A 15,241-nucleotide genomic window follows, 5' to 3' on the forward strand; every position below is an offset into this window, starting at 1 on the left:
TTTTCAGAAGAAACCATTCGTGATGCTGTTTCCTATGAAATTCAGCGTGGCGGACAGGTTTTCTTTATTCACAACAGGGTGGAGAATATCCAAGAAGTTGCGGGAATGATCCAGAGACTGGTCCCAGATGCTAAAATTGGGGTTGGACATGGGCAAATGGAAGGGAAGAAACTGGAAAAACTGATGCTTAGCTTTATCAATGGGGAATTTGATGTGCTCGTCTCTACTACGATCGTTGAAAGCGGACTTGATGTTTCTGAAGCCAATACGATCTTTATCAACAACGCAAATAACTTTGGATTATCAGATCTCCACCAGATGCGTGGCCGGGTTGGACGTAGTAATAAAAAGGCATTCTGTTACTTCATTACTCCGCCATATTCAGTAATGACCGAAGATGCCCGAAAGAGAATTACTGCTTTAGAGCAATTTTCAGAATTGGGTAGCGGGTTCAATATTGCCATGAAAGATCTAGAGATTCGTGGTGCCGGTGATCTTCTTGGTGGCGATCAAAGTGGATTCATCAATGATATTGGGTTTGATACTTATCAAAAGATCCTGAATGAAGCGATCGAGGAATTAAAAGAAAACGAATTCCGTGATCTTTATGCTGAAACCGAAGATGTGGAATTGAAGGATTTTGTCAAGGATACCCAGATAGACACCGATTTCGAATTGTTATTCCCAGATGATTATATCAACAATATCGCAGAGAGACTGAATCTATATACTAAACTTAACGAGCTTTCTACGGAAGAAGAACTGCTCAAATTTGAAGCAGAACTGGAAGACAGGTTTGGCGAGTTACCTACGCAGGCCGTTGACCTTCTAAACTCTGTAAGAATTAAATGGATTGCCGCCAAAATAGGACTTGAAAGAGTGGTATTGAAAAAGAATAAAATGGTTGGTTATTTTATAGCAGATCAAAATTCAAGATTCTATCAAACTGCTAACTTCACGAAGGTTCTGCAATATGTGCAAACACACAAGCAAAACTGCACCATGAAGGAGAAACAAACCAGGAATGGACTACGTTTACTACTTACTTTTGACAGGATAAATTCTATTGATAAAGCTCTGAAAGTACTTGAGCCTTTGGATTTTAGAGAGAAGAAAGAAGTATTGGCGTAAAGCTTGCACAGAACAAATTAGATTTCATAATATTGAGGCAGCATGAACTTGACCTTGATCGATTTCGTGACACTCTAAATTCAGTAGAAATTTCCTTAAGAGGTTTGATTTAATTTGTTGAAAAACCCCCAACATTCTATCCTTTCCCAGAAGACTATGATGAAAATTTTATGGTCCTTTTGTACTATTTTATGTTTTAGTTTTCAGCTTCAGGCGCAGGTAAATCAAAAAAATGAAAAGAGCGAGAAGACTGAAAAGACCGAAAAAAAGGATACTACGAATATATACGATCGATTAGAACGTTTTTCAGAAAAGCGTAAGATTACCAAAAGAGTTCATCAGTTATTATTCAAGTCGACTACTAAAAAACCGAAAAAGCAATTAAAAAAGCAGTACAGGGACTATTCAGAACTTGAAGGAAGACCCATTAGACATGTTATTATTGAAACTAAAGATCCATTTGGTTTCTCCTTCACAGATTCTACAGAAACTGCTAATAGCTGGGTAGAAAGAACCGGGAATCAAATCCATATAAAGTCTAAGGAGTTCGCTATTCGAAATTTTCTGTTACTGGAGGAGAACGATGACCTGGATACTTTGCTGTTAGATGAATCTGAGAGATTACTGCGTTCACAGCAATATATAAGAGAAGTAAAAATTACTGCTCATGCCATAAAAAATTCTGACTCGGTAGATGTAAAGATCCTGGCTCTGGACTCGTGGAGTCTTACACCCCAGGGCGTGTTTTCAACCAATGAAAACAAAGTGACTCTTAAAGAATATAATATTGTTGGGATTGGACACCAGCTTAATTTCAGTTTTGCGAACAGGCTAAGTGATGGCAAAAATGCCTATTCTGGTATTTACCGGGTTCCGAACATTAAAAACACCTTTATAACTGGAGAAATTCGATATCAAAGCGACTTCAATGAATTCTATCGTAAAAGTGTTTTTATAGAAAGAGAATTTTATTCTCCGTTTACGAGATGGGCAGCAGGATTTTATGTAGATGAACAATACAGACAGGTAGAATTACCAAATGCGGCTTTGGAATTAGAAGATCAAAACTTCAAATATATATCTCAGGATTACTGGGTGGGACATTCCTATCGCCTTTTCGAAGGAAATTCTGAAAAGGAACGAAGTACAAATCTTATTACCAGTGTTGGTTTTCTGGACGTAAATTTTAAAGAGTCCCCTTCGGCTGCATATGATAGTATTAACTATTTTGGAGACGAGACAAGGTATCTGGCGAGTGTTGGAATATCTTCGAGGCAATTCGTTCAGGATCAATATATCTTTAATGATGGTATTACTGAAGACGTCCCGGTAGGCAAAGTATATGCTTTAACCAGCGGATTCCAGAATAAGAATCAGCAGACCAGGATGTACCTTGGCGCCAGAGCTTCCTTTGGAAATTACTTCGACTGGGGATATATTAGCACCAACTTTGAAGCTGGCAGTTATTTCAACGGTTCAAAAACCGAACAAACCGCTTATTCTTTTCAGGCTAATTATTTTACAAATCTTATAGGTCTAGGCCAAAAATGGAAACTGAGACAGTTTGTAAAACCTCAGTTCATTATTGGGGTGGATAGAATGAATTCTGTAGGTGACCGTTTGAGCATAGACGAGCACAATAGATTTAATAGTAGTTATGGAAGTGATTACCGGAGAACGACCGGGGCGCGTATCGCAGGTTTTGACAGTGATCTTATAGGAACTGAAAAGTATGTACTGGAACTACAAACTCAATTCTACTCACCCTGGGATCTTTTTGGATTTAGATTAAACCCTTTTTTGAATTATACTGCCGGTATCCTGAAGAACTCGAATATCGGTACGAATGATCTCTATTCTTCCATTGGCGTTGGTTTTATTATTCGAAACGACTATCTGGTGTTCAACAACTTTCAGCTTTCTTTTTCTTTCTATCCTAAAATTCCTGGTCAGGGACTTAATATCTTTAAAACGAATTCTATTGAGACCAATGATTTCGGTTTTCAGAATTTTAATCTAGGTAAGCCCAGAACAGTACTTTTTAATTAGTTGTTGTAAATTTCTAAGCGCTACAAAGAATTAGATAAACTAATTGCTTTCCTATAGTCAATTTCAATTCCCTAAAACTCTGAAATTATCGAGATCATACGTAGTGGTCTTATCTGGAGCAGCCCCTAAATATCTAAATCCTATCCAAACCTTTCCTTGCAGACAGGAAATATCTATTTCTGAAGTTTTGAAGACGTTACCAGAACCTCCCGATGGCCCGTATGGAATTGCAGCATCCAGCAACTTCCATTCTGTAGTTCTTGGATCACCAGTGAAATCCTGAGTAAAAAACAACTTTAAGAACATGCCGTTATCGTAGGAAGCAAGCAAATCAAAGGTTACAAGATTCGCTCTGGTACTGGAGATATCGATTACTGGAGATACCAGCCATGCTTCCAGCGGATTCTCTAGCGTATTATAAGCAGAGATTCGCAATAATCGATTGCCGTTTACCATCGTAGGTGTAAAGCGTTTTTCCCCTCCACTCACATTGATATTTGTCCATTTTCTGGAGGCAAGCGTTGTATTAGAAGTCACACCATCAAAATTCTCTTCCGTGATCACATTTCTACTAAAAACGCCTTCAGAATCACATTTGAAAAACTGGTCATCACATCTCTCTTCATTAAAATCGAGAGCGGTTGGATCATTTACAATGAGCACGAAATGTTCGTCATAATAATTGCGGCTCAGAACTCCTTTGATATTCCCGGAACCTGAGGGTAGCATCAAAGATCTGAAATTCGCATAAGTGCTCGTACTTAAAAACGCAGTCTCTCCGGTTGTACAACTTTCCAATTGTCTTTCACCATCATATTCATCGTATCTGTGAGAAGCGAACGAGAAATTCTCTGCTTCGCGCACCAGGTTGATATCAAACTGAATGTCATGCACTTCTACATAGAGGTTTTTCGTCTCTTCTGAAAACTCAGAAATTGAAAGTTTCTTCGGAATGATTTCAGAAGTGATTTCAGATCTAACAATAAAATCATCTATTAATGAAGAAGGAATTGCCACCACATCTCCCCTATTCTGAATACCTAGTTGCAGAACACCATTATTAAATCCAAGACTAAGACCGTCGAGCTTCACATAAACTTTTCTTCCGAAGTTATAAGTTTGATGCAGGGAATTGTCATCAACCAGAATTTGTATTCCAGACTGAGGATTTTGAGCCTTATCCTGTAAAACGAGCTTTTTATAAAAGTTCCCTCCGGAATCATCACTAATAACATAGGCTTCAAACCATGTATAGGTATCCCTGAAATTATGAATCTCACCAGTTTCTACTTTATAATTACCCTTCACTGCAGCGATACTGGTGAAACTTCCATCTATGGATATACTGTCCTCTACAAGTTCCGGGACTTCAAAATCATCTGTTGGTACACAAGCGTGAAAAGTTATAGCCAGTAAAAAAATGATGAAAAATGTTCTGTTCATATTTTAAAATCTAAGATTTAAATTCACAAAGTAACTGGTACCGTTTCCATACCAATATTTATTTCCGAAGATTGGAATCTCGCGATCTCTATCTACTTTTAACGTTCTGTAATTTGCATTCCGCGCCTGCTCGAAACCACCGGTTTTAAAATTGGTGTTGAGTGCATTATTTATACTAGCGAATAAACCGAGATATTTATCCTTAATTCTCCAGCTTTTGCCGCCAATGATGTTCGTGAGAAAATAGGGATCAAACTGCTCTTGCCGTAATAATTCTCTCGCTACTTCCGCATTATACTCCACGATCTCCAAACCATCATAATCTTTTCGAAAATTTGAGGTCCTATTCAACGGACTCACATCTATAAATGCGCCAGTAAAGTAATTTTGTGAAATGCCGAACCACCAGTATGCAGGATCTCTATATTCGAATGCTAGTTGAAACGCAGATTGCGAGCCACCCGGTAACCGGTAGCCTTTGAGGTATGATTGTTCATAATTCAAATCTTCAAAAGAACTGGAGTATAAATTAAGAGTAGGGTTATTGCTATATACAAACTGCCCGCTTCCTCCGGCGAGCTTCAGCTTTATCGTTGAAGTTACCTGATATTCTGAACTTAGTTCAACTCCAAGATATTGTTTATCCATATTGGTTAGCACCTCCTGAACGAAAGCGGTAGAATTCTCTCTACCAAGGCCTGATAACCCATCTGTATAATAAAAAGAAACTTCGGTACTATTCGCTATCTTCTGGACGTAGCCGGTAAATCTAAAGTTGAAAAGATTGGTACGATAGCGATAACTGAGATCAGAAGCAGTAATTTTTTCTTCGGAAACCCGGGGAGCCATGGCGTTATTCTGGCGTGGATTTATAAATATATTCTTGAGTAATGGTGCTTTTGAGAAGGCTGCCAAATTTAACTCCAGACTTTGACGTCCCGAAAATTTATAAAGTAAGTTCGTTTTTATACCTGAAGTAAGAAAATCGATATCCTTAGACCTACCATAAGAATTCGCCATGAACTCTTCATTCTGATAATTCCCAAATCGGTTGAAGCTTGAGGTCGAAACCTGCCCGGACACACTAATTTCCATACTTCTCCATTGCTTTTGAAGCTGACCAAACACTTCAGCCGTCTGAGCTTCTAGATTATAATCGTATTTATAACTCTCCCCTTCCAGTGCTTTTCGATCAGGATTACGCAGGTCATTTTGAGAGAAGTCTGAAAAAACCTCTACATCCAGAAAACTGGATGATTCAAAAAGATCCTCGATCCTGCCAAAGTTGTGACTTTTAAGAGATGAAGCTTTGAAGCTAGTAATTACATGCAGACTGGAAGATAATTGCCAGCTCAATATACTATTAGCAATCAAACTTTGATCCTGATTGACATCTGCCGCCAGAGCGTACAAAGCATCAGGATTGGCATTGGCTTCATAAATATTGTCCCAGTTGATTTGCCCATTATTTCTCAATTCATTTGCAGAGAGATAAGCTTTCTGAAAATCCTCAAAACCTTCAAATCTCAGGAAATATCCTGGTAACTTCTGGTAGTAAACGGGGTCTGGATTTGAAGCTCCGCCCAGGTAAGTGCGCTGAGAATCAAAATCAACGAAGCTAGTGCCTCCATAATCTATACGGGTGTTAGAAACTTCACCAAACTGGTAAGAAAAATTAGTGTTGAGTTGTACGTTATCAGAAGGATTCCAGAAATGATTGAGCATAAAAACTGGTTCGCTGATCTCTTTCATCCTGCTATTGCGAATTACACCCTCTTGTAAACCCCAGTATGGATTGTAGCGTTTTCCTTTAATTTCAACAACCTCTTCTGTAAGTGGCGCAGATTTCCCTCGAAGTGTTGGCGTATAGATCGCAGTGAAATTTAGTGCATGCTCCTTATTAATGAATTTTTCCAGACCAAGGTAAATAGAGTTTGCGTCGAACGGAGTTCCTTCCATATAACCTTCACTTGCATAACGGCGTCCCATAGAAAATGCATAAAACCAGCCATTATTTTTCTCGCCACTTGCGTACGTTGCCATAAGCCTTCCGGTATAACTGCGATTAGACCCAGACGCAGTAATTCTACCACCGCTTGCGAAACGTGATGCACGCATGATTATATTCGTAGTACCACCAAGACCACCAAAAGCATATTCTGAAGGAGAAACACCAGGACTGAAAACCTGGTTTCTCTGTACGTCATTGAGTCCTCCCCAATTACTCCATTGAGGCCTGCCATCGAAAGCTTTGTTCATCTCAACTCCATTAATCATCAAGCTGCCATATTCCGATCCAAGACCCCGAACCCGGTAAAAAGTCTGACTAAAATCAAACGCAGCTGCGCTTAGATAAGCATCCCGGGTGGATTGAAGAATACCTGAAATATTATCAAAGTCCGCTTCATCGTCCATTACCTCCGCATCTGAAAGACTAATGGTATTTTGAAAGGTGAGATCATGACTGGAGTCTGGACTAAGTGAAATAGTGGAAAGATCCAGCTCCAGAAATCCTTTCTGACCTACAGGTATTCTTTTACTCAGATAACCTGATTTGGTAACCAGGAGAATAAATTCATTTTCTGAAATACTTTCCATTCCCAAAGAAAATTTTCCATCGGGGTCTGAGAACGTCTCATTAAAAGAATTCTCTCTTGCAATTTTAACCTGGGGTAAGGGCACCTGGGTGATTGCATCTATAATCCGACCATTGATGATCGGAGTTTGGGCGTATAAACTTTGATAAACCAAAGAAAACAGACACACCCAAAAAAAGGTTTTATTCATTCAGTGCCTCGTAGTCGAAATATGGGATAATTTTAAATCATTTTTCTGTAATAATCAAAAAACCAGTACTTTAATTGGGTACTAAAATGATAAAAAATTGAAGAAATATATTACAGCGATTTATTTGGTAATTGGGCTATACCTGACAAATTCAGAAAACCTATATTGTCAGAATATGAGAGATTACCATATTGAAACTATTGCCTTTTATAATGTTGAGAATTTGTTCGACACCGTAGACGACACCCTCACGTTTGATGATGACAGGACTGCTCTGGGTAAAGACAACTGGACCAAAGAACGCTACGACGTTAAAATAGCGAATATCTCCAGGGTGCTTGCTGAAATAGGAACTCAGGAATCTAAAAAGCCACCGTTGGTGATTGGTCTTTGTGAAATTGAAAATAAGAAGGTTTTAGAAGATCTTATTGCACATCCCAACCTTGCACAGTTTAATTACAAGATCGTGCATTACGACTCTCCAGATGAGCGAGGCATCGATGTAGCACTGCTGTATCGTTCGCAGTCATTTGTGGTGACGAATTCCCAGGCCAGGAAATTAATGATCTATGATGAGGACAAAAGAGATTTTACCAGAGATCAACTGGTAGTGAGTGGAATTGCCTTGGGACAGGAAACTCATTTTATAGTAAATCACTGGCCATCCCGGTCTGGTGGTGAAGCAAAAAGCAGTTACAAACGTGAAAAAGCTGCTATGCTTAATAAACGAATCATAGATTCCATTTACCAGGAAGACCCAAAGGCAAGAATTATTGGAATGGGAGATTTTAACGATGATCCTACCAATAAAAGCTTTAAAAAGTTCCTACAAACTAAAGCTGAAATTAAGGATTTGAAAGAAGGGGACCTATATAATCCTATGGAAAACATGCTCAAAAGAGGTCGCGGGACACTGGCATATCGTGATTCCTGGAACTTATTCGATCAATTTTATCTTTCAGAAAGCTTATTGAACAGAACTTCTGAAGGATTTCAGTATTATAAAGCCGGAATTTTTAACGCTCCTTATTTAATTACGCAGGGTGGCCAGTATCGCGGGTATCCTATGCGTACTTATGGTAGCTCAGGCTATCAGCCTGGGTATAGTGATCATTTTCCCGTATACCTGTATTTGATAAAAGCAGTAGAATAAAAAAGCCCGGTCTAATACCGGGCCTTTTCAATATGAAATACTTCATCTAGAACCATGCACTCCATGGAATTCTGGAAAGTACTACGAGAAAAGCAATTCCGTAGAAAATAGCCAGCATCTTGAATTTTGGCCTCGAAGTAAGTTTCTTTTTATGTTTGGAATAACCAATAGTGATCAAAGCAATCGCGATGATCATCATTAATGGATGCTCAACCAGGTAAAGTCTGGTAGTATCGTTACCCATGACTTCTCCCATTCCACCTTCCCATCGCGCCATGTTGCCAGAAGTGAAGTAAAGTACGATCCCTATTAGCAACTGTATATGAGAAACGATCAAAGTGAATAATGCGATTCTAAAATTTGTTGCACTGTATTCCTTATTCGTCGCAAACCCAATTATAAAATTAAAGGTCGCGATCAAAAGCATTATCAGCACCAGATAGGCCCAGTAAGAGTGTATAAATTGAACAGTTTGATACATAATTTTTTATATAAAAGTTTCTAATTCTGAAGTCTATTCCCAACGATTTTCCGCAGCATCACCACCCCAGATAAGCGTAGCAAGGAATGGATTATCAATAAATGGATTTCGGTTACCCTGAGTCGCTTCAATCACGTCGTTACGCTGTAATTCGAAAGCTGAAACCGGATCTTCACGATTCCACTTCAGGAATAGGTCAAGATTTCCAACTTCATCAAAGGAGTCTCCGTAGCTAAGGTTCACATACATTACCATTCTGGCAACATCACCCTTCCATTCATCTCCAGGGTACCAGCTATCACCACCTACAAGCTTGTATTCTCCACTACCTTCAGTAAATGGGTAATTAAGCCTTTCAGAATTAATATTTACATCAGCAACTCTTAGCAAATGTAAGTCACTTACAGATTCTTCAGTATTTAAACGGGACTGAGGATAAATATGTTCTGTATTAAAACTTTCGTCACCGTCAAGATCTCCTAACTGGAATTCATCATCTGGTCTGAGTTCACCTGAGTAAATTAGCACTACCATAGATGCATCATTGAGTGCAGCATCGGCATCATATAAATAATCATGACGATCTGTATAAGTAAGGCGGTTTGTATGTTGCGCGTTCGTAAAATCTGAAAGCTCTGAATACAACAAGTCAGGATCGATGGTAAAACTGGCGTCTGAATAATATGCCTTTAAATTATCAGGGACATTGAATTTTACCGCTTCCACAATATTTACCGTTACAGTAGCTGTAGAACAGCTAGCGTCAGCATCATCATCACAAATAGTATATGTAAATGTATCCTCTCCCATAAAACCTGCTTGTGGAGTATAGGTTACTGTTCCATCGTTATTCAATACAATGGTCGCGTTACTTGCTGAGTCATCTACGGAAGAAATTGTTGCATCATCGGTCAGATCATCATTGTCCAGAAGTTTTGTGATCACTTCTTCGGAAGTACCAGCTTCAATTACAACAGTATCATCTGAAGCAACCGGTGAACCTTCGTCTTCGACGGTCATTGTAATTGTGGCAGTAGAACAACCTGGTGTCTCATCATCGTCACACAAAGTATAAGTAAAAGTATCCTGACCAGAAAAATCTGAGTTTGGTTCATACAAAATACTACCATTATCCAGTAATGTTACGATAGCGTTACCACTTATGCTTTCTACTGAAGTAACTTCTGCATTATCCACCACCTGGTCATTATCAAGGTGATTGCTTATAGTATACGTATTGCCTTCCTGGGTAGTATAACTATCATCGGCCGCTATTGGTTCCCCAGCGTCGCCAACGATGATGGTAACTACAGCGCTGGAACATCTATCGGAATCTCCAGGTACGCAGATAGTATAAGAAAAAGTATCATTTCCAGTAAAATCATTAGCAGGCTCATAAGTATAGGTTTGATCACGATTATCTGTGATGGTTCCGCCTGCTTCAGTTTCGGCATCTATACTGGTGATAATCGCGTTATCCACGAGTTCATCATTTTCCAAAAGCATAGCTCTGTTGAACGTGTAAGAATCATTTTGCACAGCAGATAGTTGATCTGCCATAGCTACTGGATTTTCTTCTTCCACTGGTGGCGTAGGAGTTGGTGTTGAATCATCATCACCTGAGCAACCCAACATGAGTGCCAACAAAAAGAGTCCGGTATATTTTTTCATAGTTTGTGTATTGTGGCTGCAAATATCTGACATTTTAAGTCAAAAAAAAACCTCTTATCGTGAAGATAAGAGGTTTATATAAATTGAGTTTAGAACCTACTGGTTAACTACCCACATTCCACCTTCTTTAATAAGGCTTAGGCTTTCTGTAGTGTTCGATCCATTATAGATATCGAAAGTAAGTAAGTACTTCTGTCCTTCTTCAGCATTTGGAGCGATCTCATTAAGAAGCGCTTGCATAGCTAATAGTAGATTATCATCATTCCAGTAAGCACTAGCTCCCGGACGACGGTCAAAGTTACCGTAACGATCAATACTAGCGAGTTGTGTAGCAAGGTCAGTATTACCTGAAAGTGCATCAGCAATGATAGAGTAATCAGCAGAACTCAACATGTAGTTGATCGTGTTGTCTGGTACCCACATTCCATCTTCAAATCCAAACTGAAGTGCATCTGAAATTACGCTAGGAATAGCCATCCATTTACCATTTTCAAAAGTAAAGTTAGCATACTCAGTCACAGTTGCTTCTCCGTTGTAGAAACGATATGCAACAGCTTTATATTCACCTTCTTCAGCGTAAGGAAATTCTCTTCCTAAGAAGATCGCGATTTTAGCAAGAGCTTCATCCTCGTCTCCGAAGTTGCTGAAACGCTGACCGAATTCTTCAGTATAAGAATTTTCAGGGAGCATGTAAGGCTCATCCCAATCACCGTTGGTGTAAGCAAATACTTTAGTTTCTTCAATAGTTGAAACTGAAGCATCTTCATCGATAGTGACAGCACCGCCGTCAAGAACAAGGTTTACCACTATCGTAGCAACAGAACCATTGTAAACTTTATAAGTCAATACAAACTGATCACCATCCTGAGCTGCAGGAAATTCACTAGTAATTACGAAAGCAAAAGCTTCTAAAAGCATGTCTTCGTTCCAGTAGTTATCGCTAGTCTCTCTTACATCAAAACTTCCAAACTGAGCAGCATTTCCAGCTGGTCCAGGGTATGCAGTTGCGAATTCTTCACCAATAGCGTCATAGTCTTCACTAGAGATCTCGTAAGAGGTTCCACCAACAGCTACGTACGTGTTTCCATCAAACTGAACAGTCATGCTCTCAGTTCCTGAGCTACCATCATATATAGCGTAAGTAACATTGTATTGCTGACCGGCGATATCTCCAAATTCTTCTGAAATGGCTACACCAAGAGCTTCCACGATCATATCGTTACTCCAGTAAGCATCTCTATCAGATCTTCTATCGAAGTTGCTGTATTGAGCAGCACTAGATGCTGGATCTGGGTAAACATCTCCAAGTTCGTCACCTATAACATCAAAATCATCTGCAGAAAGCTCGTAAGCGATCTCTTCAGCAAGGATATTATAAGTAAGTCTAACATACTCACCTTCTTCTGCCTGTGGATACTTAGCGTCAAGGAAATCTACAACCTCACCCATCCCAGAGAAATAGTCTGTAGAAAGATCGATCATCCCGTAGTCTGAAGCAGATACTGAATAGTCCTGAACTCTAAGCGGATCGAAAAGATCAAATCCAACATTGATAATAGAACCTGCGCCATAAGTTGGGTATAGGTCTGAAAGTAAAGAAGGAATCAAAGTTCTTGCATCTTCTACTGAACCGAAGTTTGGAAAGTTTTGTCCAAGTTCTTCATAATCATCTTCAGTAAGCACATAATCTCTCTCTGCAACGGCAAGCTGGCTATCCAGGTCGTTGTCGATCTCGTCATGAATGTCTTCCATTGGCTCACAGCTAGTCAAAGCCATACCTACGAAAGCCATTAGTACATAAAATGTCTTTTTCATCGTGTTGTGTTTAGAAGTTAAGTTTAGCTCCTACAGTGTAAGTTCTTCCGAAACCGTACCATACTAGTGCAGTACGTGCGTCGTTCTGAAGACCATTCTGTGCATTAGCTATATATTCTGTATCTGTAATGTTATAAACGTTCGCATTCAAAGCAGCATCAAATCCAGCTACAGAGAAATCGTAAGAAAGACCTACATCAAGCGTTCCAAAATCTGGAAGTTTCCATGTTTCACCAGCATCAGGATTGTTACGGCTTACCGGATCAAAATCTGACCAGAAATCACCGAAGTAGTTATAGTTAGCTCTTAATCTCATATCTGTTAGGAACTCATAGTCTACTCCAAGACCAGCAGTAGTTTGTGGCGTACCACCTACTTTAGTACCCTCGATGAAAAGGTTGATCTCATCAACTAAATTCTGCTCTTCGTCAAAGATCTGTACACCTCTAACATCATTTTCCCAAGTGTAGTCACCCAATGATGCAAAGCCTGTGATAGAAAGTTCCTCGAAAGGACGGTATTCGAAATCAAGTTCAAGACCCTGGTGAATTGCATTTACACCCAAAATGTTTGCAACACCAAGAGAACCATCAGGATTGTTATAAGAGTAGATCAAAGATCTGTCTCTCCAGTTAGTTCTGTAAACGTTTACGTTAGCTCTCAATACAGAGCTTCTGTAAGTATATCCAAGTTCAGTACTAAAGATCTTTTGATTTTCAGCATCTGGGTTTACGTTATTTCCGAATTGAAGAAATACTGCCTCAAAGAAAGGTGCTCTTTCAAAGTACCCGATATTTGCAAATACACCACTAGTTCTGGTGAAGTTGTAGTTCGCTCCACCTTTGATCTGGTATCCAAAGAAGTTTGCGTAGTCAGTTTCCTGGTTAGGATCTGAATCAAGGTTGTTGAAGTAATCAACACGCTTGTAAGATGTGTTCGAAGCTGCAAGAGAAACGAAGATATCTAAATCATCTTTTGAATATTCTCCCTGAAGGAATCCACCTTCCCAAAGAACGATACCATCATTGTTGTAGCTAATCTTGTCTCCAACCTTTGCAAGATTTACAGGATTGTTCACGTTAGAATCATCAAAGTAGTACTGTCCACCTAGAAGATCTGTTACTTCCTGGAAGTGCTCTCCTTTGTAGTATCTTAAATCGATCCCTGCAAGAAGTTCGATATCATCTGTAATATCTGTAGATAAAGTAGAAAGTGCACCATACCAGTTGTGGTCGTTTCTAGAAGCTCTTAAAATAGTTTCAGAACCATCAGCACCTCTTTCGATGTTCTCATCTACGATTAGATCAAGATTTACCGGTTGCAGGTAACCATCTCTGTATTTAGAATCAAGACCAAACTTGTTAGTTCCGGCCCATCCACCACCTCCACCTGTTCCGAAGGAAGCATAAAGTGCAGTAGATAATTCAGTATTCTCGTTAATATTCCAATAGTGGTTTAAAGACATTTGTGGTTTGTGGTAGAAGTTGTCCTCGATAGGAGTTACCTGACCATTTAAGTAACCCCAGTCTCCGTTAAATTTGATACCTCTTTCACTTTCTCGGTAAGTCTCGATAGTGTATCTATTTTGACGCTGACCGTGTCTTTGCGGCGCACCAAAAGCAGTAAAAGAAAGTTCGTGATCTTCACCAAATTCTTTAGCAATGTTTACGAAGTAGTTATACCCAATAAATTCAGTCCCGTCTACGTAACCATCTCCAACTGTTCTGGAAGCAGATACTGTTGCAGCAAGTCCATTTTCAGACTTCCCTGTAGATACCGTAGCACCAAACTTAGTGTAACCATCGTTACCAGTTGCAGCGTAGATACTTCCACCTTTCTCAGCATCTGTAGTTTTCGTCACAATATTGACCGTACCAGCGATAGATGGAACAGCGACTTTAGCAGCTCCCAAACCTCTTTGAGTTTGCATAGTTCTTGTTACATCAGAAAGACCAGCCCAGTTACTCCAATAAACTTGACCATTTTCCATGTCGTTTACAGGAACACCATTAATCATTACTGCAATGTTTTCACCTTGAAATCCTCTCATACGAAGCTCTGCATCACCAAAACCACCACCGGCTTTGTTAGCATATACTCCAGGAGTAGATTTTAGCACTTCAGGAAATTCCTGGTTACCAATCTTGGTTTCGATCTCTGCAGCACTAATAGTTGAAACAGCTACTGGTGTTTTTCTGTCGATAGCAAGTGAGAAACTTGTTACAACGATCTCATCCAATGCGTTATCATCTGCACCCAGAACGATTTGTCCTAGATCCTGAGTGTCGCCAGTAACATTGAATTTCACTTCCTTAGAAGTGTAACCTACGAAGGTAATTTTAATAGTACCTTCAGATTCCGCAACATTCAAAGTGAAGTTACCGTCGAAATCTGTCATTGTACCATTGTTAGTACCAACTACCATTACATTAGCTCCTGGAAGTGGACCTGATGTTTGGGAATCCATTACCACACCGGTAACAGTTCCTTGAGCAAAAATCGTAGCAGATGTTAAGAACATCGCTAAGAGTAATAATTTCCTCATTTTTTTTGTGTGTTTGAGTTTGTTTAAAATTCGATGCAAAAGAAAACTAAATGTTCTTCTCTTACATTATCTCAATGTTAAAATATTTAACGTACAGAAGTTTAACATTTCAACAAATTTCGCCGCAATATACTGCTAATTAGAGGAAAACAAAATATTATGTTAA

Annotated in this window: 9 protein-coding genes; 3 read left to right on the forward strand and 6 right to left on the reverse strand. The window is 39.3% G+C overall.

Annotation, left to right across the window (positions count from 1 at the left end):
* Both QZ620_RS10375 and QZ620_RS10380 read left to right on the forward strand, forming a co-directional pair.
* Positions 1-1,131, forward strand: a 1,131-nt coding sequence (locus QZ620_RS10375; RefSeq protein WP_295181357.1) for a TRCF domain-containing protein, incomplete at its 5' end; no start/stop codon positions are given.
* Positions 1,132-1,287: 156 nt separating this feature from the next.
* Positions 1,288-3,180 carry a hypothetical protein gene (locus QZ620_RS10380; RefSeq protein WP_295181359.1) on the forward strand — a complete coding sequence of 631 codons (1,893 nt, stop codon included), beginning with the start codon at positions 1,288-1,290 and terminating at the stop codon, positions 3,178-3,180.
* A gap of 63 nt (positions 3,181-3,243) precedes the next feature.
* Here the strand turns inward: QZ620_RS10380 and QZ620_RS10385 are convergent, their stop codons facing one another.
* Together QZ620_RS10385 and QZ620_RS10390 are read right to left on the reverse strand one after the other, a co-directional pair.
* A complete protein-coding gene (locus QZ620_RS10385; RefSeq protein WP_295181361.1) occupies positions 3,244-4,623 on the reverse strand; it encodes a DUF5689 domain-containing protein in 1,380 nt (459 codons plus the stop codon).
* Between the two features lie 3 nt (positions 4,624-4,626).
* A complete protein-coding gene (locus QZ620_RS10390) occupies positions 4,627-7,410 on the reverse strand; it encodes a TonB-dependent receptor plug domain-containing protein (protein ID WP_295181363.1) in 2,784 nt (927 codons plus the stop codon).
* Between the two features lie 175 nt (positions 7,411-7,585).
* On the opposite strand from QZ620_RS10390, the gene QZ620_RS10395 reads away from it, so the two are divergent.
* Positions 7,586-8,563 carry an endonuclease/exonuclease/phosphatase family protein gene (locus QZ620_RS10395; protein ID WP_295181364.1) on the forward strand — a complete coding sequence of 326 codons (978 nt, stop codon included), beginning with the start codon at positions 7,586-7,588 and terminating at the stop codon, positions 8,561-8,563.
* A 46-nt stretch (positions 8,564-8,609) separates the two neighbouring features.
* On the opposite strand, the gene QZ620_RS10400 is transcribed toward QZ620_RS10395, so the two are convergent.
* The 4 genes from QZ620_RS10400 to QZ620_RS10415 all read right to left on the reverse strand — a co-directional run bounded on the left by QZ620_RS10400 (position 8,610) and on the right by QZ620_RS10415 (position 15,075).
* Positions 8,610-9,044, reverse strand: a complete 435-nt coding sequence (locus tag QZ620_RS10400; protein ID WP_295181366.1) for a hypothetical protein — start codon at positions 9,042-9,044, stop codon at positions 8,610-8,612.
* A 33-nt stretch (positions 9,045-9,077) separates the two neighbouring features.
* Positions 9,078-10,715, reverse strand: coding sequence for an Ig-like domain-containing protein (locus QZ620_RS10405; RefSeq protein WP_295181367.1), 1,638 nt, complete (start codon positions 10,713-10,715; stop codon positions 9,078-9,080).
* A 96-nt stretch (positions 10,716-10,811) separates the two neighbouring features.
* Positions 10,812-12,530, reverse strand: coding sequence for a hypothetical protein (locus QZ620_RS10410; protein ID WP_295181369.1), 1,719 nt, complete (start codon positions 12,528-12,530; stop codon positions 10,812-10,814).
* A 10-nt stretch (positions 12,531-12,540) separates the two neighbouring features.
* Positions 12,541-15,075, reverse strand: coding sequence for a TonB-dependent receptor (locus QZ620_RS10415; protein ID WP_295181371.1), 2,535 nt, complete (start codon positions 15,073-15,075; stop codon positions 12,541-12,543).
* Between the last annotated feature and the right edge of the window lie 166 nt (positions 15,076-15,241).

Source organism: uncultured Christiangramia sp. (assembly GCF_913046405.1).
Classification (GTDB): Bacteria; Bacteroidota; Bacteroidia; order Flavobacteriales; family Flavobacteriaceae; genus Christiangramia; species Christiangramia marina.